The 19,583-nt window shown below is 65.2% G+C and carries 21 protein-coding genes and 1 tRNA gene; 11 read left to right on the top strand and 11 right to left on the bottom strand.

What is annotated here, in order from left to right; genetic code table 11:
* Window positions 1-273: 273 nt before the first annotated feature.
* Complete coding sequence (locus tag ACLFKU_RS33535; protein WP_368582802.1) at window positions 274-807, top strand: GNAT family N-acetyltransferase; 534 nt, start codon at window positions 274-276, stop codon at window positions 805-807.
* Window positions 808-816: 9 nt separating this feature from the next.
* Here the strand turns inward: ACLFKU_RS33535 and ACLFKU_RS33530 are convergent, their stop codons facing one another.
* Window positions 817-2,286 carry an oligosaccharide flippase family protein gene (locus ACLFKU_RS33530; RefSeq protein ID WP_410851979.1) on the bottom strand — a complete coding sequence of 490 codons (1,470 nt, stop codon included), beginning with the start codon at window positions 2,284-2,286 and terminating at the stop codon, window positions 817-819.
* 456 nt (window positions 2,287-2,742) lie between these two features.
* Here ACLFKU_RS33530 and ACLFKU_RS33525 point away from each other — a divergent pair, with 456 nt between their 5' ends.
* The 5 genes from ACLFKU_RS33525 (at window position 2,743) to ACLFKU_RS33505 (ending at window position 9,118) form a co-directional block, all read left to right on the top strand.
* Window positions 2,743-4,605, top strand: a complete 1,863-nt coding sequence (locus tag ACLFKU_RS33525) for an alpha/beta fold hydrolase (protein ID WP_410851978.1) — start codon at window positions 2,743-2,745, stop codon at window positions 4,603-4,605.
* A 115-nt stretch (window positions 4,606-4,720) separates the two neighbouring features.
* A complete protein-coding gene (locus ACLFKU_RS33520) occupies window positions 4,721-6,301 on the top strand; it encodes a mannose-1-phosphate guanylyltransferase/mannose-6-phosphate isomerase (RefSeq protein ID WP_410851977.1) in 1,581 nt (526 codons plus the stop codon).
* Window positions 6,273-6,836, top strand: coding sequence for a flavin reductase family protein (locus ACLFKU_RS33515; RefSeq protein ID WP_410851976.1), 564 nt, complete (start codon window positions 6,273-6,275; stop codon window positions 6,834-6,836). The genes ACLFKU_RS33520 and ACLFKU_RS33515 overlap by 29 nt, the downstream gene beginning before the upstream one ends.
* A 338-nt stretch (window positions 6,837-7,174) precedes the next feature.
* Window positions 7,175-7,894 carry a FadR/GntR family transcriptional regulator gene (locus ACLFKU_RS33510; protein ID WP_368582808.1) on the top strand — a complete coding sequence of 240 codons (720 nt, stop codon included), beginning with the start codon at window positions 7,175-7,177 and terminating at the stop codon, window positions 7,892-7,894.
* A gap of 177 nt (window positions 7,895-8,071) precedes the next feature.
* A complete protein-coding gene (locus ACLFKU_RS33505; protein WP_410851975.1) occupies window positions 8,072-9,118 on the top strand; it encodes a Gfo/Idh/MocA family protein in 1,047 nt (348 codons plus the stop codon).
* Window positions 9,119-9,151: 33 nt separating this feature from the next.
* On the opposite strand, the gene ACLFKU_RS33500 is transcribed toward ACLFKU_RS33505, so the two are convergent.
* The 7 genes from ACLFKU_RS33500 to ACLFKU_RS33470 all read right to left on the bottom strand — a co-directional run bounded on the left by ACLFKU_RS33500 (window position 9,152) and on the right by ACLFKU_RS33470 (window position 14,741).
* Window positions 9,152-9,811 (bottom strand): amino acid ABC transporter permease, encoded by a 660-nt coding sequence (locus tag ACLFKU_RS33500; protein WP_176108727.1) that lies wholly within the window; start codon window positions 9,809-9,811, stop codon window positions 9,152-9,154.
* Window positions 9,812-9,996: 185 nt separating this feature from the next.
* Window positions 9,997-10,791 carry a cystine ABC transporter substrate-binding protein gene (locus ACLFKU_RS33495; RefSeq protein WP_410851974.1) on the bottom strand — a complete coding sequence of 265 codons (795 nt, stop codon included), beginning with the start codon at window positions 10,789-10,791 and terminating at the stop codon, window positions 9,997-9,999.
* Between the two features lie 109 nt (window positions 10,792-10,900).
* Entirely contained in the window at window positions 10,901-11,923 is a 1,023-nt protein-coding gene (locus ACLFKU_RS33490; protein WP_368582811.1) for a quinone-dependent dihydroorotate dehydrogenase, read from the bottom strand.
* Between the two features lie 126 nt (window positions 11,924-12,049).
* Window positions 12,050-12,895, bottom strand: a complete 846-nt coding sequence (locus ACLFKU_RS33485; protein ID WP_368582812.1) for an arginyltransferase — start codon at window positions 12,893-12,895, stop codon at window positions 12,050-12,052.
* Between the two features lie 102 nt (window positions 12,896-12,997).
* A complete protein-coding gene (gene aat, locus ACLFKU_RS33480) occupies window positions 12,998-13,735 on the bottom strand; it encodes a leucyl/phenylalanyl-tRNA--protein transferase (RefSeq protein WP_368582813.1) in 738 nt (245 codons plus the stop codon).
* A 9-nt stretch (window positions 13,736-13,744) separates the two neighbouring features.
* Entirely contained in the window at window positions 13,745-14,290 is a 546-nt protein-coding gene (locus tag ACLFKU_RS33475; RefSeq protein WP_074284429.1) for an NUDIX hydrolase, read from the bottom strand.
* Between the two features lie 374 nt (window positions 14,291-14,664).
* A tRNA-Met gene (locus ACLFKU_RS33470) sits at window positions 14,665-14,741 on the bottom strand.
* 223 nt (window positions 14,742-14,964) lie between these two features.
* Here ACLFKU_RS33470 and ACLFKU_RS33465 point away from each other — a divergent pair.
* Complete coding sequence (locus tag ACLFKU_RS33465; protein WP_368582814.1) at window positions 14,965-15,462, top strand: heme-degrading domain-containing protein; 498 nt, start codon at window positions 14,965-14,967, stop codon at window positions 15,460-15,462.
* 4 nt (window positions 15,463-15,466) lie between these two features.
* Window positions 15,467-15,805, top strand: a complete 339-nt coding sequence (locus ACLFKU_RS33460) for a DMT family transporter (RefSeq protein ID WP_368582815.1) — start codon at window positions 15,467-15,469, stop codon at window positions 15,803-15,805.
* A gap of 46 nt (window positions 15,806-15,851) precedes the next feature.
* On the opposite strand, the gene ACLFKU_RS33455 is transcribed toward ACLFKU_RS33460, so the two are convergent.
* Window positions 15,852-16,241 carry a hypothetical protein gene (locus ACLFKU_RS33455; protein ID WP_410851973.1) on the bottom strand — a complete coding sequence of 130 codons (390 nt, stop codon included), beginning with the start codon at window positions 16,239-16,241 and terminating at the stop codon, window positions 15,852-15,854.
* A gap of 82 nt (window positions 16,242-16,323) precedes the next feature.
* Entirely contained in the window at window positions 16,324-16,515 is a 192-nt protein-coding gene (locus tag ACLFKU_RS33450; RefSeq protein ID WP_410851972.1) for a hypothetical protein, read from the bottom strand.
* A gap of 284 nt (window positions 16,516-16,799) precedes the next feature.
* Between ACLFKU_RS33450 and ACLFKU_RS33445 the strand changes: the two genes are divergently transcribed.
* Complete coding sequence (locus ACLFKU_RS33445) at window positions 16,800-17,087, top strand: hypothetical protein (protein WP_410851971.1); 288 nt, start codon at window positions 16,800-16,802, stop codon at window positions 17,085-17,087.
* Window positions 17,088-17,285: 198 nt separating this feature from the next.
* The gene (locus tag ACLFKU_RS33440; protein ID WP_013089272.1) at window positions 17,286-17,570 is read left to right on the top strand and encodes a DUF1488 domain-containing protein; all 285 of its coding nucleotides are present in this window, start codon (window positions 17,286-17,288) and stop codon (window positions 17,568-17,570) included.
* Window positions 17,571-17,612: 42 nt separating this feature from the next.
* On the opposite strand, the gene ACLFKU_RS33435 is transcribed toward ACLFKU_RS33440, so the two are convergent.
* Window positions 17,613-18,587 carry an NAD-dependent epimerase/dehydratase family protein gene (locus ACLFKU_RS33435; RefSeq protein ID WP_410851970.1) on the bottom strand — a complete coding sequence of 325 codons (975 nt, stop codon included), beginning with the start codon at window positions 18,585-18,587 and terminating at the stop codon, window positions 17,613-17,615.
* Between the two features lie 145 nt (window positions 18,588-18,732).
* Between ACLFKU_RS33435 and ACLFKU_RS33430 the strand changes: the two genes are divergently transcribed.
* A complete protein-coding gene (locus ACLFKU_RS33430; protein WP_410851969.1) occupies window positions 18,733-19,566 on the top strand; it encodes a TetR/AcrR family transcriptional regulator in 834 nt (277 codons plus the stop codon).
* Window positions 19,567-19,583: the final 17 nt, after the last annotated feature.

Raw genomic sequence — 19,583 nt, 5'->3', positions numbered from 1 at the left:
AAGACCGCAGTGTGTGTGCGCGATGGTGCAGTGCGGTGATGCAGGCGGGCTGTGTGAAGCCATCTGCGATACCGGGGCACGTGGTGAGACTGCGCTTCGTTGGCTCGTATTTAAGAATCGGCAACCCCGAGCGTCAGTGCGATGGCGCACGGAAGCACGTCTTTCGCGCAGGCTACCGTGTAGTCGATGATGAGGGACCGTCATGGATCGGCCTGCCGTCGCGCACGGCAGCCATCGCCGGTCTCGCCAAATATTTTGACCGCCGGGGGCGTGATGAACTGGAAAACGCTGGAGTTCGATCAGCTATCTGCACGTGAGTTGTATGTCCTGCTGCGTGCGCGCAGTGCGGTATTCGTCGTCGAGCAGTCGCATGTGTGCCTCGACGCGGACGGTCGCGACGAGCACGCTTTGCATGTGTTCGCGGTCGACGACATGGCACGTCCTATGCCGGTGCTCGCCTATGCGCGGGTGCAGCCCGGCGATTCGGAAGATCCGGAAGTCACGATCGACAAGGTGCTGACGAGTCCGCTGCGGCGCGGCGACGGCACCGCCGAGATGCTGATCGAGCGTGTGCTCGAAGCGGTCGCCGAACGCTGGCCGGGCCGCGCCACGCGCGTGAGTGCGCCGCTTGGCTTGCGCGGGTTCTACGAGCAGTTCGGCTTTCGCAAAACCGAGGGCCCGTACCTCGAACACGGTGTGCCGTACATCGGTCTCACGCGTCAGGTGCGCGGCGCTCAGGCACGCTTCGGGCAGCGGCGGCGCGAGCGCGACGGCGCATCGTTCGTCAATACGTTCGAACTGTTGTGATGGGGGGTCTCAGCCTTGTGCCCGACCGGAGGACGGCACCAAACGCAGCCAGAGCCGGTAAAGCGCGGCGCGCAACTCGCTGGACCCGCGCAGCGACATGCCGAAGTTCGCTGCGCTCAACGCGAGCGCAGCGACGATCGCCAGCAGCAGAGAGTTGAGCGAATCCGCGAGCGCGAGCGCGACGAGGAGAAACGCCAGATGCGCGAGCATGTTGCGCACGATCGTCCACGCATGCAGCCGTGAAAACGCGAGCAGCACCGCGTAATCGAAGAGCGCCTTCAGCACGACGACGAGCGCCGCGCCCATGATGCCGAACCAGTGGATGCCGCACCACAACGCGCCGGTGAAAAACGGCAACTGAAGCCAGCTGACGCTCGCTACCGCCGCGGGATGGGTCTGCGCCTGCAACAGGCTGCCGAGGATGCTCGACTGGCCGCTCAGCCACACGCCGACGATCAGCACGCTCGCGACCGGCGCCGATGCGGCGAGCTGCGGACCGAGCCACAGCAGCAGGAACGGCTTCAAGGCGAACAGCGCGACGATCACGCACGGCGTAAAAGCGCCATTGAGAAACGCGAGCGCGTGGTGCGCGAGCGCATCGGCATCCTCGCGCGACGCCGCCGACAGGCGCGGAAACAGCGTGCGCACCATCGCGAGCGGCAGCATGTTCAAACGATTGATCAGATTTTGCGGGGTCGCGTAGTAGGTGACGAAGCGCGCGCCGAGCAGTCCGCCGACGAACACGCGGTCGAGCGTCGAGGCAATCATGTTGGCGCCGGAAAACATCAGCAGCCAGCGGCCGTAGCGGAACAGCCCGATCATCAGGCGCCATTGCGGCAGCCGCATGCGGCGAATGCCGAGCGCGCGAATCGCGGCCACGCCGAGCATCAGGCCGGCGATGAAGCGCGCGATCACCGCGGCCGGAATCACGAACGCCAGCGACGGCGAAAAGCAGAAGATCGCCGCGATCGGCAGCAGCTGGAACAGCGCGGTGCCGAGCATCTGGTTGATGTTGTAGCTCGCGAAGCATTCGACGCCGGTAATCGCGCCCGCGAATACCCAAGTGACGTTCGTGATCGGCACCGCGACCGCGATCCACGGCAGGCTCGCCATCACTTCACGCTGGAACGCCGGCTCGATTTTTACGCCGTAGGTGATGTAGACGATGGTGCCGCCATAAATCAGCGCCCCGCCGATGATGCCGGTGCCGAGATTCATGAACCACGCACTCCAGAAAATCGGTTCGATCGAATCGTCGTTGGTTGCGCGCGCCTTGGCGATCTGGTTTTCCGTCGCGAGGCTGGTGCCCAGATCGAGGACGCTGAAGTAGCCGATCAGAGCCCACACCAGATTGATCACCCCATAGCGCTCGGCGCCCAGCAGATGAATGTAGGCCGGCACGGTCACGAGGGACACGAAGGTCGGCGCGACGGCTCCGGCAAAGTTGATGAAGATGTTCCTGACGATGCTTCGTTCCATGGTCCCTTGTCCGGCGGGTGACGGGCGAGCCAATCGTATGACTTTCCCGGTCGGCGCCGTCGCAGGTCTTGCATCTTGCCCCCACGCGCCGCGTAACTGTGTGGGTGGCCGTACAGATAGCCGCGATCGGGGGGAGTTAAATGGCAATGGTCATAGGGTAGCGTGGTGATTGGCCACGAGCCTTGGTGTCGCGTGTCCGAGCGCGGCGCACCTTCTCCATCACCTGATGCTCGCGGCACGCGCAACCTGGCCGCCGGCATTCAATACAGCGCATGAACGACGCGATCAGCCGCGCTTCGGTCCATGCGCGGGGCATGCTGCACTGCACAGCCTGCTCATCGACACACGCGAGCCCTGCTCGATTCGGAGCCCAAACCAATGTGGCAGGACGCACATATGGGCGACAGCACCTTTGTTGTAATCACATCAAAAGAAAGAAAACGTAAGGAGCGGACTGTGAGACCCATCGTCTTCGACGGCAACTTCGGCTGGTTGCATTCAGCCCACGGCCCGGATGGCGTTGTGATGTGTTCCCCGTTTGGCTATGACACGCTGTGCACTTATCGCGGCATGCGGCGGCTCGCCGAGCGCCTCGCCGCCCGCGGCATGCCGGTGCTGCGCTTCGATTACCCGGCGACCGGCGATTCGGCCGGCGATCCGACCGACGCCGGCCTGTGGCGCGCGTGGATCGACAGCGTCAAACAGGCGGTCGCGCAGCTGCGCGCGGCGACCGGCGTCGAGCGGGTCAGCTTGTGCGGTCTGCGTCTTGGCGGCATGCTGGCCGCGCTTGCCGCGCAGGAACTCGGCGACGTGCACGGTCTCGTGCTGATGTCGCCGGTGCTGTCGGGCAAGAATTACCAGCGTGAATTGCGCGCGCATTACCGGCAGTGGCTGAACGATCCGGCGGCGATGGATTGCGTGGTCGAACCCGATACCGACGAGTTCATTGAAGCGTATGGCTTTCGCATGTACCGCGATACGCTGGAAAGCCTGCACACGGCGGATCTGTATCGCGCGACGAGCCGGCCGGCCGCGCGCGTGCTGCTGCTCGATTCACTGAACCCCGTGCGTACCGGTGCGCTCGCCGCGCATTACAGCGAACATGGCGTGGAGCTCGAACGTCACCCGTTCGACGAATACAGCCGCTTCATGATGGAGCCGCTCGAAAGCGAAATACCGCACGCCGCGTTCGAAACCATCGAGAACTGGCTGCTCGCGGGCAGCACGCGAACAAGCCAGGCGGTGGCGCGCGTGCCCGAGCGAGGCGAAGAGCCGGCGGGCGGCCATTATGTCGCGCCGACGCTGCACGAGACGCCGGTATGGCTGAACGACGGCAAGGTGTTCGGCATCTACTGCCGGCCCGACGGCGCCGCGGCGGCGCACGCGCCGGCGGTGCTGCTGCTCAATACCGGCGCGGTGTCGCGAATCGGCAACGGGCGTTTCGGCGTACATTTCGCGCGGCGGCTTGCCCGCCAGGGGATCGCTTCGCTGCGCATCGACGTCGGCGGTGTCGGCGACAGCATGCCGTCGTGCGACACGCTGAGCCTCGACGCGCTGTACTCGCAAGCGGGCGCCGCCGACGCTGCGTGCGCATCGCGCTGGCTCGTCGCGCGCGGTCATGCGGGCGCGGTGCCGGTCGGTATCTGCTCGGGCGCCTACACCGGCCTGCATGCAGCGACGCGCGAACCCGCGGTGGTGGGCGCGGTGATCGTCAACGTGCAGAAGTTCAGATGGCATAACGTCTGCGATGAACACGGCAAGCCGATGATTCCCGTCTCCGCGTTCGGATCGACGCGCAACTACATGCGCTCGATGAAGCAGCCGGGCAAATGGCTGCGCGTGCTCAAGGGCGAGACGGGCGGCTGGGGCCTCGTGCGCGAGCTGGTGGTACGCCAGCTCGCGAAGACCGGCGAAACGCTGGCCGACCGGATCGAGCGGCTATGCGGCCTCGAACTCGGCGCTCGGGACGAGCGGCATATGTTCGCCAACCTCGATGCGCGGGGCGTCGACACGCACCTCGTGTTCGGTGTGCTCGACGAAGGCGTCGAGGAACTCGAGCGCTACTTCGGTGCTCGCGGCACGCGGCTCGCGCGTTTCACGCGCATTCACGTGGCCTTCTGCAAGCACACCGATCACGCGATCCTGTCGTCGGTGGCGCAGGAAAACATCATGTCCTACGTCGAGAACGTCTATCGCGGCGGTTTCACGAAGCTGCGTCAGCCCGACAGCGCCGCGCTCGACGGCGAGCTGCACAGGCAGCAGCCGGAACACGATGAGCATCGCGGCGCGGGGGCGTTGCGTCCGTTTGGAGAAGCATAGGGAGCACGCGCGCACAGAGGGGCACGCGCGTACGACTAGAAACGATTGCGACCACGAGGCACTTGCTGGCGTGATAACGGCCGGTGAACAGGAGTTGGATTCGAGAGGATCGCAAATGAACCGAATAGTAGAGCCAGGTAATCCGCTCGCGCCGCGGGCCCGATCCGCCGCCGCGCTTCACGAGCTGACCGCGCAACCGGTGATTCTCGTGGGCGACTCCGGTAGGAGGCCGTGGCCGCTGTCGCGCGAACGCAATTCGAGGCAGCTGGCCGGTCCGATGGACGACCGCTCGCGGCTCGAAGCGACGCTGCGTTGGCTCGGCAATGCATTCGACTCGGCCGCGCACGACGCGGCCCGTACCACGCCGTGCGCCGCGCCGCTGGTGGTCTGCCGCGAGGATCTGCGGTTGCCGACGCTAGAGCGAGTCGAGCCGTACCGCAAGCCTGCGCGCTTGCTGCTCGAACCGATGGCGCGCAACACTGCGCCGGCGCTGACGGTCGCGGCGCTCGCCGCGCGCGCGTCGGCCGTGGCTGGCGACGATCCGATCCTGGTCGCGCTGCCCGCCGATCATCCGAGCGCCGATCACGCTGCATTCGGCGCGGCGCTCAACGAGGCGCTCGCGCATGCTTCGCGCGGCGCGATCGTCGCGTTCGGGGTGCCGCCGCAGCGCGCGGCGATCGGCTATAGCTATATCCGCACCGACGCGCCCCTGGGCAACCGGGGCGCGCGGACGATCGAGCGCTTCGTCGAAAAGCCCGATGCCGAGCTGGCCGAGCGCTACTTCGCAGCGGGCGAGTACTGGTGGAACAGCGGCATGTTCGTGGTGCGCGCGTCGGTGTGGCTCGACGCGATCGGCTTGTGCCGTCCGCTGATCGCGGCGGCCTGCAAGGACGCATTCGCGGGCGCGAGCATCGACGATGCCGGTGCGCTCCATCTCGCGCACGACGCGTTCGCCGCGTGTCCGTCCGACTCGGTCGACCATGCGGTGATGGAGCGCATCGGTACCGACGCGCGTCTTGTCGGCGTGACGGTACCGCTCGGCGCGGGCTGGCCGGACGTCGGCGCGGCGGATCCGGTGTGGGATGCGTCGAACAAGGACAGCGATGGCAACGTTGCGCACGGCCGCGCGATGTTCCACGGTTCGCGCGACCGCTTCGCGCATTCGGACGGCCGGCTCGTCGCGTGTGTCGGCGTGAGCGGCGTGGTGGTGGTCGAGACCGCCGACGCCGTGCTGGTCGCCGCGAAGGATCACGTAGAGGACGTGAAGGCGATCGTCGCACAGCTGAAGACGCAGCAAGCCGGCGAGGCCGACGGGTATCGCAAGGTCGCGCGGCCGTGGGGTTTTTACGATTCGCTCGAACACGGAGAGCGCTTGCAGGTGAAGCGCTTCGTCGTGAAGCCGGGCGGGCGGCTGCCGCTGCAGAGGCATCATGATCACGCCGAGCACTGGGTCGTGGTGCGCGGTACCGCGCTCGTCACGCGCGGCATCGAGCGCTTCGCGCTGTCGGAGAATCAGTCGACGTTCATTCCGCTCGGTGTCACGCATGGGCTCGAAAATCCCGGCAAGACGCCGCTGGAAATCATCGAAGTGCATTCGGGCGGCTATCTCGGCGAAGACGACATCGTGCGCTTCCACGAGCGGCACGGCCGCGAGCAGGGGAGCGCCCATGCGCGTCAATGCAGCTCAAACCGATAGGCCAGCCGATGAAGCGCGGTCGCCGTCATTCGACGAGCGGCGCTTTCGTCACGCGCTCGGGCGCTTCGCAACCGGCGTGGTGGTGATCTCGACCGGCAGCGGCGACAGCCTTCACGCGATGACCGCCAACGCGTTCATGTCGGGGTCGCTGAAGCCGCCGCTGATCGTCGTGTCGGTCGGGCATCGTGCGCGCATGCATGCACGGCTGATGGATGCCGAGCTGTTCGGCGTCAGCGTGCTGTCGGAGGCGCAGGAGTCGCACAGCCGCCATTTCGCGGGCGAGGCTCAAAGCCGCTTCGCGCCCACTTGCGCTCCGCGCTTCGCGGCGGTCGATGGCCTTGCCGGCGTCGTGCTGCTCGAGCACGCGGCCGCGCGCTTCGCGGCGCGCGTGGTGGACCGCCATCCGTGCGGCGACCATACGCTGTTCGTCGGCGAGGTGCTGGTGTTCTCGCTCGACGAGCACGCGCCGCTGCTGTTCTTTGGCGGCCGCTATGCGTCGGTGGCGGCGAGCGCGTCGAACGAAGACTCGGCCTGATCGGCTTGCCACCGCATGTTTGTTCGCCGTAACACGCAATCGCCGGACCACGTCCGTGCAAATCAGACAATTTCATCGCGCCAACGTGCGAATGCGCACTAATTAAACCCAGTAACGCAGGCACGCTTTGACGAGCGAGCTTTGAGCCTGGCGGAACAGATTGCGTTACACGAACGAAACAAATCTTCAGAGGGATAACCCTGTCAGGAAGTGTCCCAACTGGCGCAACCGTTTCGAAGCTAGCAACGTATCGGAAAACGATCCTATTTGCATAACAGATACGTACGGGCCCTTCATTAACAGGCCACGCGGGGTCAACACCGCTTCGGGGATATGTCATGGAACACGCAAACAAGGATCGCTCGCTGGTGAGCAAAGTAATGGACGGGCTCGTCAGCGGCATCGTCGAGGAAAAGTACGGCGCGATTCTGCCGCCGCAGGATGTGCTGTCGAAGGAATTCGACGTGAGCCGCACCGTGATGCGCGAGGCGCTATCGATGCTGCTCGCGCGCGACATGCTCGACGTGCGCCCGAAGATCGGCACGCGCATCCGGCCGATGAGCGACTGGCGCATGATCGACGAGGACGTCGTCAACTGGCGTTTTCGCGCGAAGCCCGATCCGATGTTTCTGCGTGACGTGATCGAGTTTCGCATCCTGATCGAACCGCGCGCTTCGGCGCAGGCGGCCGCGCGCGGCAGTGCCGCGGACGTCGCGGCGATTCGCGAGGCCTTCGAGGCGTTTCGCGTGATCCGTCCGGGCGAGCCCGGCTATCAGGAAGCCGACGAACTGTTCCATACGCGTATCGTGATCGCGAGCGGCAACCAGTTCTTCAAGCAGATGGCGGCGATCATTCGCGGCGCGCTGTCGACCGTTACCCCGATCGTGCACGACCGGAGCGGGGAGTGGGAGGGCGCGATCGCGTCGCATCAGCGTGTCGTCGAAGCGATCGAGCGGCGCGATCCGAAGGAGGCCGAGCTCGCCTCGCTCGCGATGATCGATTACTCGGCCGAGGAAGTCGGCGGCCGGTTTTCCGCGGAGCCGCCGGCGCGGGTTTGAGCCTCGGTGTGAGCCTGGATGCGTGAGTGCCTGGCCGTGACAGCGGCGGCGCGGGTGTGGAAGGTCGGTGCGCGGCGGTGATGCCGCATGGTTCGTATTGGTCGCGGGCGCCGCATTCTCAAACGGCATCGGCGACAATAGCGGCTGTTCTGAACCGCATGGACCCTTGCACACACGATGACAGACACGACAGCGGCACCGCAGGCAGCCACCGCCCAACCGACCGATCGGGCAGCGCGGGACACCACTTCATCACGTGAGATCCGTTGGGGGATCGTCGGCACCGGCCGGATTGCGCGCCGCTTCGCGCAAGGTCTCGCCTTCGTGCCGCGGGCGCGGCTCGCCGCGCTGTGGTCGCGTCGCGCGGAACCGGCCCAGGCGTTCGCCGATGAATTCGGCGGTACCGTCTACGACAGTTTCGATACGCTGCTCGCGAGCGGCATCGACGCGCTCTATATCGCGACGCTGCAGGACAGCCACGCCGACTATGCGATCGCCGCGTTGCAAGCCGGGCTGCACGTGCTGTGCGAGAAACCCGCGTGTATCAATCGTGCCCAGCTCGAGCGCGTGCTCGAGACCGCGCGCGCTTCGCAACGGCTCTTCATGGAAGCGATGAAGCCGCCGTTCTATCCGCTCTACAGAAGGTTGCGCGAGCACCTCGCGGCCGATCCGATCGGCGAGGTCGGCCTTGTGCGCGCGGGCTGCTCGGTGCCTGGCGTGCCGGCCGATCATCCGTCGCTGTCGTTCGAGCACGCGGGCGGCGCGCTGCTCGATATCGGCATCTACGAGATGTTTCTCGCAGTGGACTGGCTCGGCGCGCCGCGCGACGTGCAGACCTTCGGCCGGCTCGGCACGACCGGCGTCGATACGTTCGCGAGTCTGAACAGCCAGCACGAGCGCGGCGGCATCGCGCAGCTCTTCTGCGGGCTCGATCTGCATGGCAAGGGCGATGCGCTGCTGATGGCCAAAGGCGGTCACGTGACGCTGCACGAGCCGTGGTGGAACCCGTCGCGCGCGACCATCCGTTACGCGGACGGCCGCGTCGTCGAACTCGACGAGCCGTTCGAAGGCGGTGGTTTGAACTACGAGACCGCGCACTTTTGCGAGCTGATCCGCGCGGGTGTGCTGGAGAGTCCGCTGATGCCGCACGACAAGTCGCGACAGATGATCGCGATGGCCGACGCGGCGCGCGCGGCGTTGGGGCTCAAGTTCGCTGGCGAATGAGCCGCCACGGCGAAGAAAGGGTGTGCGCGGCGCTCAGTGCCGCGTCGGCAGCGACAGCCGCCGCTCGTACCAGCGCTGCGCCCACTCGAGCACCTGGCACAGCACCCAGTACACGGCCGCGGCGGCCAGATAAAGCGGCAGCGGCTGATAGGTCGACGCGATCATTTCCTGCGCGCTGCGCAGCAACTCGGTCACCGTGATCACGGACACGAGCGAGGTGTCCTTGACCAGGCTGATCAGGCTGTTCGACAGACTCGGCACCGCGATGCGCAGCGCCTGCGGCGCGATCACGTAGCGCAGCGTCTGGCGCCGCGACAGCCCAAGGCTATACGACGCGAGCCACTGGCCCTGGTGGATGCCCAGAATCGCGCCGCGCATGCTCTCGGACAGATAGGCGGCGACGTTCGCCGACAGCGCGATCACGCCGGCCGGCGTCGGTTCGAGCGAAATGCCGAAGCTCGGCAGGCCGTAGTAAATCACGAAGATCTGCACCAGTAGCGGCGTGCCGCGCATCACGCTCACATACACGCGTGCGATCCAGTTCAGCGGCCGGCTGTGGCTGATTCCCATCAGTGCGAGCACGGCGCCGCCGATCAGGCCGAAGATCATCGACAGGATCGCGAACTTGATCGTCAGCAAGGCGCCTTGTGCGAGTACCGGCAGCGATTGGAGCAGCAGGGATGTGATGGACATGGGTAGTGTTCTTATTGACGCACAAAGCGCACATCATAAACTTTGGCGCGCGTTCAGGCGCGGGTCGCGCAATGCGGCTTGGGGTATACGCGACGCGCGGTTCGGGTCCAAGGCCCCGCACGGGCCGCAAAAACGCGAAGGGCGGCATCGTGATCGATGCCGCCCTTCGTTTGACTACGCGGTTGTTACTTGATCGGCTTGCTGACGTCGATGCCGAACCACTTGTCCGAGATCTTCGTGAAGGTGCCGTCCGCTTCGAGCTGGGTCATCGCTTCGTCGATCGCCTGCGCGAACTTCGGGTTGCCCTTTTTGAACGGAATGCCCGACGGGTTGCCGGTGCCGACATTAGCGCCGGTGCGCAGCGGCAGGTTCGAGTTCTTCAGCAGGTACGCGAGCATCAGCCGGTCGTTCAACGCCGCGTCGAGCCGGCCGGCGGCCAGATCGCGCAGGTATTCGGGTGCGCCCGGATAGGTCTTCACGTCGATGCCGGGTACCGACTTCGCCATGTCCATGTAGTTGGTGCCGAGACCGACGCCGAGCTTCTTGCCCTTCAGGTCTTCGAGCGACGTGAACTGGCGCGTGTCGTCCTTGCGCTGGATCAGCTGCGCGGCCGAGTACGTGTAGGCCGGCGAGAAGTCGAGGGTCTGCTTGCGCGCGTCGGTGATGCCGACCTGGTTGACGATCACATCGAACTTGCCCGCCTGCAGACCGGCGATGATGCCGCTCCATTCGGTCGTGACGAACACCGGCTTCACGCCGAGCTTGGCCGCGACGGCTTTGGCGATGTCGACGTCATAGCCGACCAGCTCGCCCGACGGCGCTTTCGAATTGAACGGCGGGAAGGTGCCTTCGAGACCGACGCGCAGCGTGCCGCGCTGCTTGACCTGGTCGAGCAGGTCTTCCGCGTGCGCGGCGACGGCGGTCAACGACGCGCCGATCAGCGCGGTGGCGAGGAGTTTCTTGAGCAGGCCAAATTTCATCGTGTTCCTTTGTACGTCTGACGTTTTGACGGTCGAGAGCATAGCAAACGAGACTATCGCCATCTAAATACCGTTTGTTTATGTCTATATGCGCCGCCGATGCGGATACTTAGCGCAGCGCCTGCGCGCATTCGGCGACGAGCGCCGGACCGCGGTAGATGAAACCAGTATAAAGCTGCACCAGTGACGCGCCGGCCGCGAGCTTCGCGCGTGCGTCTTCCCCCGAGAAGATCCCGCCGACGCCGATGATCGGCACCGCCTCGCCGACTTCGGCGCGCAGCTTGCGGATCACCTCGTTCGACGCATCGAACACCGGCTTGCCCGACAGGCCGCCGGCTTCGTCAGCATGGGGCATGCCGGTGACGGCAGCGCGCGACAGCGTCGTGTTGGTCGCGATTACGCCTTCGAATTGGTGGCGCAGCAGGGTGTCGGCGATCGACTTGATCTGCTCGTCGTCGAGGTCCGGGGCGATCTTGAGCGCGAGCGGCACGAGCTTGCCGTGCATGTCGGCGAGCCGTTGCTGCTTGTCCTTCAGCGCGGCGAGCAGCGCGTCGAGCTCGTCGGCGCCTTGCAGCTGGCGCAGGTTCTTCGTATTCGGCGACGAGATGTTGACCGTCACGTAGCTCGCGAACGGGTACACGCGCTCGAGGCAGTACAGGTAGTCTTCAGCGGCGCGCTCGATCGGCGTGTCGGCGTTCTTGCCGATGTTCAGACCGAGGATGCCGCGATAGCGCGCGGCCTGGACGTTCTTCACGAACTGGTCGACGCCGGCGTTGTTGAAGCCCATCCGGTTGATCACCGCGTTCGCCTGCGGCAGCCGGAACATGCGCGGGCGCGGATTGCCCGGCTGCGCGCGCGGCGTCACGGTGCCCACTTCGATGAAGCCGAAGCCGAGCGCCGCCAGACCGTCGATGCACGCGCCGTCCTTGTCGAGGCCCGCCGCGAGTCCGACCGGGTTGCGGAACGTGAGGCCCATCACGGTGCGCGGCGAATCCGGTACGCGCGAGGCGAGCGCGCCCGCGAGGCCGGTGCGGCCGGCGGCGCCGAGCATGCGCAAAGTCAGATGGTGAGCGTCTTCCGCGTCCATGCGAAAGAGTTGGGCGCGAACGAGCGGATAAAGGGAACTGAACACGGGATGAAGCCGGACGGCCGGAAAATGGGAACCCGCTATTTTACCGGCTTTGGGCTTCGATGAGACTGGCAGGGCGTTGCTGGCGGCGAGCCGGACCTGGCGACGACTCGACGGACGGCGCTTCGGCTACGGCCTGAGCGGTCCGCGTCGCCCATGCATCGGCAGATCGACCGGCGGAAGGTCGATGCTGGCCGGATCGAGCACGCGCCACTCGCCGTCGATCAAGCCTTCGAGCGGGCGGAAATTCGCCTTGTACGCCATCTTCGGGCTCTCGCGAATCCAGTAGCCGAGATACACATACGGCAGGTTCAGGCTGCGCGCCTGCTCGATCTGCCAGAAGATGTTGTAGGTGCCGAAGCTCGCATGCGGCTGGCTCGGCTCGAAGAACGTGTATACCGACGACAAGCCGTCGCCGAGGATATCGATCATGCTGATCATGCGCAGCGCGCCTTGGGCATCGGGGCGCGGATCAGGCCGTCCATCGGGCCGCAGCGGCGCCGGCTCGCGAAACTCGACGAGCCGCGAGTTGATCCGGCTTTGCAGCAGGAACTGCTCGTACTGGTCGCGGCTGTCGCGATCCATGCCGCCGCCCGCGTGGCGCGCCGACTGGTAGCGCATATACAGCGCGTAATGCTCCTCGTCGTAATGCAGCGGTGCGACGGTCGCGATCAGGTCGCCGTGCTTTCTCCATACCCGCCGCTGAGTGCGGTTCGGCTGAAAACGCTCGACCGGCACGCGCACCGGCACGCACGCGCGGCAGCCGTCGCAATACGGACGGTAGGTGAACACGCCCGAGCGCCGGAAGCCGGCCTTGACGAGATCCGTGTAGACGTCCGAATTGATCAGGTGACTGGGTGTGGCGACCTGCGAGCGCGCGATGCGGCCGTCCAGGTAACTGCAGGGATAGGGCGCCGTTGCATAAAATTGCAGCGCGGAAAGCGGCGAAAGAGGCAGCTCGTTGGGATGAGTCACGTTGGCAGCTCTCGAAGCGTCTCTGGTAATGCAAACCCGGCGCGCCTGGCGGTTGATGCCGCGATTCGATGGGCGGCGGACCCGGATTCGGCCTGATTTTTCCTACGCCGCGCGCGCGAGGATTTCGAGCAGGGCGGTCTTGTCGAAGCGCCAAGGGATGGCCGGTGCGCCGACAGACGCGCGAACATGCGCGACGAACGCCTTGCGCGCTATCTCGCGGCCGCCGAGCGACGCCAGATGCGACGTGTTCTGCTGGCAGTCTATCATTTCTATTTCGTGACGTCGCAAGTGGCCGACCAGCGCGGCCAGCGCCATTTTCGAGCCGTCGGTGACGTCGGTATACATCGATTCGCCGAAGAACATCCGGCCGAGCGACACGCCGTACAAGCCCGCTACACGCTTACCCTCGAACCAGGTTTCGATGCTGTGCGCGTCGCCGAGGCGATGCAGCGACGAATAGGCTTCGACGACGTCGGCGGTAATCCACGTGCCACGCTGGCCGCGGCGCGGCGCCTGCGCGCAGGCGCGCATCACGGCGGCGAAATCCTGATCGACGCGGATTTCCCACGCGTCGTCGCGCAACATCCGCTTGAGCGTCTTACGCAGCGACGGCGACAGCTTGAATTCGACGGGGCGCAGGATCATGCGCGGATCGGGGCTCCACCACAACACCGGCTGACCGTCCGAATACCACGGGAAAATGCCGCGCCGATAAGCGTCGATCAGGCGCGACGGCAGCAGATCGCCGCTTGCCGCGAGCAGACCGGGCGCGCCGCTCGCGGCGCCGAGTGCGCGCTCGACGGGCGGAAACGGATCGTCAGCTCCGAGCCAGGGAACCATGCGCGCCGCTCAACCTTCGCGCAGGGAGCGGAAGATGTCGCCGGTATGCAGGCCGAAACTGCCGGCCGCGCGGTCGGCGAAAAAAAAGCGCAGCGTCTGGCCGACGGTTGGAAAAGCGATCTCGTCCCACGGAATCTCGTGCTCCTCGAACAGCTTCACTTCGAGGCTTTCCTCGCCGGCGGCGATGTCGAGATCGAGCAGACGCGCCATGTAGAACAGATGCACCTGATGCACGTGCGGCACGTTCAGCAGCGAAAACAGGTTCTGCACCTCGACGCGCGCGCCGGCTTCCTCAAGCGTTTCGCGCGAGGCGGCTTCGGCCGTTGTTTCTCCCATTTCCATGAAGCCGGCGGGCAGCGTCCAGTAACCGTAGCGTGGCTCGATCGCGCGACGGCACAGCAGCACCTTGTCGTCCCATACGGGAACGGTGCCGACCACATTACGCGGATTCTGATAATGCACGGTGCCGCAACTGCCGCATACGAAGCGCTCGCGATTGTCGCCCGGCGGAATGCTCAGGCTGACGCCGTGGCCGCAGACAGAACAGAATTTCATTGGAAAGGGAACGAGAAAGGGTGATAGGAGTTTATCACCCGGCCGGGCGATTACTGAGGCGCCGGCAGGGACTGCGCGATGGGAGGTTCGATGCGGCGAGCGCCGCCGCGTCTGACGTTGCTTGACAGTCGATTTTCGGATGCGCTGATAGCATCGGTCGTGATGGTTGCGATGGAGGCTCCCGCGTCCGTCACAGTCATCTTTTCTCTCTTGTACATTGCCTCGTAGTTTGGCGCGCCATTCAGTTGACGCGCTTTTTTTTTTCGCCTGAGGTTGGACTGAGGTTTGACGGTCAAGAGAATCGTCAGCTCATGGCTACAAAAACAAAAAACGGTTACACGCCAATGCGTTGTAACCCTTCAATGATTTCGTTCTGGTTGCGGGGGTAGGATTTGAACCTACGACCTTCGGGTTATGAGCCCGACGAGCTGCCAGACTGCTCCACCCCGCGTCCGTCGAAGAAAAGATTATAGACCAGCCAGACAGCCAGCGCAATAGCCATGTAAGGATTGGCTTCATTGAGCTTCGCGCCGCCACCGCTACGGCATCTATCGGAAAGGCTCTGGAAAGCCGGGCGCAGACGCTGCGCTAGAATTCAGATTCTCCACGAGGCTCGCCGGATCTTCACGACGGCGACCTCATCGACTCCGATTCTCCGACCCGTTCTGAACTCCATGGATATCGCTCACGATCTGCAGGTCATCGCCCTTCAGGAAAAGACCCTTGTGTTTCCCCGTTTCGATGCCGATCGTGCGTGGCAAGTCGGCGCGTATCTGCACGAGGTCGCGAAAGCGCGCGGCATTGGCGCCGCGATCGACGTGCGCACGTTCGGCCAGCCGCTGTTCTTCAGCCTGCTCGACGGCGCGACACCCGACAACGTCGACTGGGTGCGCCGCAAGGGCAACACCGTCGCGCAATTTCGCCGTAGCTCGTATGCGATCGGTCTGAAAATGCAGCTCGCGGGCGCGACGCTCGCCGACAAGCACGGTCTGCCGGCCACCGAGTACGCGTCGCACGGCGGCGCGTTCCCGCTGACGGTGGAAGGCGCGGGCGTGATCGGTTCGATCACGGTGTCCGGTCTGCCGCAGCGCGCCGATCATGAACTGGTGGTCGAAGCGCTGTGCGCGCATCTGGGTCACGATTACGGCAAGCTCGCGCTCGCGAAAAGCTGACGCGATGCGCGTACCCCCGTATGCGCTGCTCGCGATCGCGATCGTCGCCGAAGTCATCGCGACTTCCGCGATGCGGGCCTCTGACGGTTTCTCGCGCCTGCTGCCGTCGATAGTCGTCGTGCTCGGCTACGGCATCGCGTTTTATTGCCTGTCGCTGACGCTCAGGAGCATTCCGGTCGGCATCGTCTATGCGATCTGGTCCGGTGCCGGGATCGTGCTGATCACGCTGGTCGCGCTGGTGCTGTACCGGCAGGTACCCGACGTGCCGGCGATCATCGGGCTGGGATTGATCGTCGCTGGCGTCGCGGTGTTGAATCTCTTCTCGAAGATGCAGGCGCATTGAGCGCCCGCGTAAGTCGGCTCGCTCGCCGCACGGAACTTAAATCGGCTCATTTGCAGCGCACGATCATCGAGCGGCCTTTCACATTCGCCGACGCCACGTTCGCGACGCTGCCTCCAGCGGTGCCGCCTTCGTCGTTATCTTTCGACACGATGTCGTAGCCGGTCGCGCCGCAGGCCTTACCCGCTTGCACGTAGCACGAGGCCCAGCTCGAGCCGGCGTTGGCGCCGCTGCAGTTGACCGCGAAGCCGGTCTGGCCGTTCGGCAGATTGATCAGCGTGGTCGTGTTCGACGACGCGCAGCCGCCCAGTCCCGCGGCGAGCAGCAGCGCGGCGGGCAATGCGGCCGACAGCGACGCGCGACGCACGAGGGCAAGCGCGGCGCTGGATCGGAGGCGGTGGAATCGGCCGGCGCGCCGCGGTTGCGTCGTGAATTGCATCGTGTTGTGTCCTTTCATTCAGATAGAGGTTGCTGCCGGGCTGGAGGCGGTCGGTGTGCAACGCGGGGGCGCGCGCCGAGGCTCAGGTCGTTTCGACGGTGATGCCCGCCGCGCTGACAAGCCGCCGGGCTTCCGCGCCTTCTACGGTGGCCGCGTCTTCCCAGATGCTGATCGCTTTGGGGATGTCGATGCCATGACTTTCGGCGTACTCAAACCAGCGGTTCGCCGCATCCGGCTCGGGCAGTTCGTGATTCTGCAGAAAATATTTTCCCATATTGCGCTCGCTGGCCTCGAAATGGCGTCGTCATAGGTACTTTTCGACAGCATGGAGCATGCCGATCTGCACCGTTCGACCGGCGCGCGTGGCTGACGTGCAGCGCGACTCCGGTACGGGGAGAGTGCAGCTCGCGGGCAGAACTTATCGCGCTGCAACGCGCCTTATCGTAATGGGGCGGGCCGCCCGCACACCTCCAGTGCAGCGGCGCGCCGCATGCTGAAGCATCAAGGCGGCGCCGTCGCGACTGGCGCCAGCTCCGCAACCGCAACAGGAGGACGAAGATGGCTGAACGGGTCAGTGGCCCTTATCGCGGCTATTACATCAGCGCCGCCGCGCGCCTCGTGCCAGGGGGCAGCACGTCGGGCGCGTCGGGCGAAGCGCACGCCAAAGCGGATGGTACTTACGTCGGCTCGGTGAGCCTCGCCGAAGCCGGCCCGGACGATCCGCATCGGATGGAAACGTTGCTCGAACTCGGCGACCGGCAACGCTTCAGCAGCGAAGAAGAGGCGCTCGCGTTCGTCGAACGGGCGGCCCGCGAGTACGTCGACCGCTTGCTGGATGGGCAGTGAGCGTGTCGGCGATTGCCGCGCGAAGCGCCGGCCGAAGCACTCGCCACCGTAGCGCGCGATGCCCTGAATCAGGCGCCCGCGCACGCTGGACCGTGATCCGGCGGCGCGAGTACCATAGCGGGACCCGCGAGGATCGGCGGCGCATAGCGGCCTTCCTCGCGTGCTACGTTCCCGCCGCCACCTTTTGACGAGGCGACCATGGAAATCCGTTTTCCCGAAGACGCGCCTGCTTACCGCGACTCCAACCTGACCGTCGTGTTTTCCGCGCTGGTAGACGGTGAGCCGGTGCCGTGCGCGATCTCGGTGGAAGCGCTCGAGGATCATTTCGGCGCTTACAGCGAGGACCTCGACGGCTGGCTGCGTGCGTTCGATGCGGGCCGGCCGCGCATCGAGGCCGTTGCGCGCGAGCATTTGCAGATCAGCAACGGCACACCCGTACTACTCAAGAGTGGTCATTTTCCGCCCGGGCAGATGGCAGGCTGAGCGGAACTGTCCTTCCGCCAACGCATCGCCAACGCGTTGCCGCTAATTCACTCCGTGCACCGGCACTGCCTCGCGCGCCGCTTCGAAGCACCGCCTGATCCCTTCCTGATACGAAGTTTTGTTGAGCGGCCCTATCAACGTGGCCAGCGCCGAATCATCGAGCACGACAGGCTCGGTCAACAGATAGTTCATCTCGACCAGTTCGCGCATCAGCGGATTGAATAACCCGAGCACGCGCAGCATGCCCTTACCGGCCACCATCAGCTTCGGCTCGCGGCCCGCGAGCGCGTACGCCTCGCGTGCCACTTCCCGCTGCGTGATCGTGCCGGCGCCCCCGAGATGCCACCAGCGGCCGTAAGCCTCGGGCGTGCGCGTGAGTCGTTCGACCACGGGACCGACATCCGGCAGAAAGATGAATTCGTGCGGTACGTCGATGGGACCGAGCACCTGCGCGCGCTTACCGGTAGCGGCGCCAACGAAGACACCGTGCAACAGGCTGCGCTCAACCCCCGGTCCGTAGAAATCGGGCAGCCGCAATACCAGCGTTTCGAGACCTTTCTGGCCATGCGCGGCCAGCACGAGCTTTTCCTGTTCGAGCCGCATGCGGCCCTTGAACGTATGCGGCTCGCGCGGATGATCTTCGCGAATCGGATTGCCGCGCGCGCGGCCATACGGATAGACGGTGCCGATCAGAATGAAGCGCTCGACGCCGGCGGCCGTCACGCCAGCCAGCGTTTTCTCCATCAACGGCGGGTGCTGCGCGAACTGGTCGTAGGGCACGCCGACGAGGTAGATCACGGTCTGCAGACCGGCGGCAGCGGCGCGGATCGAGGCGGGGTCGTCGGGGTTCCAGGTGACGATCTCCGCGTGCGGGTCGTCACCGAAGGTCCGTTGCAATGCCTCGCGTGAACGGCCGACCACCCGATAATCGCGGCCCGCCGCACCAAGCGCCGCGGCAATGCTTTGACCCGCCGCGCCCGCGGCACCGAATAAACCGACCTTTCCCGTGGCTTGCATGACGACTCCTTCAGATGGCGGCGCGACCTCGTCGCGTGCGCTCGTGGCTACTTCGTTGACTGACGAAAATTTACTAAACGACGTTCAGTAAACGGTGTTCAGTTTAAATTGACTTTTCAGTTTGTCAACCTGTAAATTGCGGATCATGGGAATCGCTGAACGAAAACACCGCCAGAAACAGGCGCTGCGCGAACGCATCCTCGATGCCGCGCGGCGCATCGTCGTGCGCGAAGGCTTTGCCGCGCTGTCGATGCGCAAGATCGCCGACGCAATCGAATATTCGCCCGCCACGTTGTATCTGCATTTCGCGAGTCGCGACGACATCGCGCGGGCCTTGTGCGAGGAGGGCTACGCGCAGTTGCTCGCGAGCTTCGTGCCGCGAGTGCACATCGCAGATCCCGCCGAACGGCTGAAGGCGCTCGGGCGCGCGTACGTCGCGTTCGGCGTCGAGCATCCGGAAACGTACCGGCTGATTTTCATGGAGGATCCGAGCTATACGGGCGCGGCGCTCGGTGGCGCGGCGGCTGCTGGCAAAGACGGCGGCAACGCGGAAGATGCAAGCGCGAACGGCGGGACCGGTGGTTCAACCGCGTCCCGAGGCAACGCCGACGACGACCCCGGCGACGCTGCGCTGCGCATCATGATCGACGCGCTCGACGAATTGCGAGCAGCGGGGCGTCTGTCGGCGTCGGTTGCATCGATGGAGTCGGCCGTGTGGGCCGAAGCGTTGTGGGCGAGTCTGCATGGCATCGTCGCGTTGAATCTCACGTGTCCGGTGTTTCCGAGTGCGCCGCTCGAGACGCTCGTCGGCGTCACGCTCGACGCATGGCTTGGCGCGCCGCAGCCCGTGGCAGCGGGCGCATCGAAGAGCGCCGCAGTGCGCGGCAAGAAAACCGTCGCGCGGCGCCAATCCGAACCTGCCGAATCCCCGGACACGGCCCCCAAGCCCGTCACCAAACGCAAAGCGGCAGGCACGTGATAACGTTCAGTTCCACG

This window comes from Paraburkholderia sp. EG304 (assembly GCF_046543485.1).
GTDB lineage: Bacteria > Pseudomonadota > Gammaproteobacteria > Burkholderiales > Burkholderiaceae > Paraburkholderia > Paraburkholderia youngii.
Note: the sequence above shows the minus strand (reverse complement) of the source record. Positions and strands in the feature narration are given on the sequence as shown.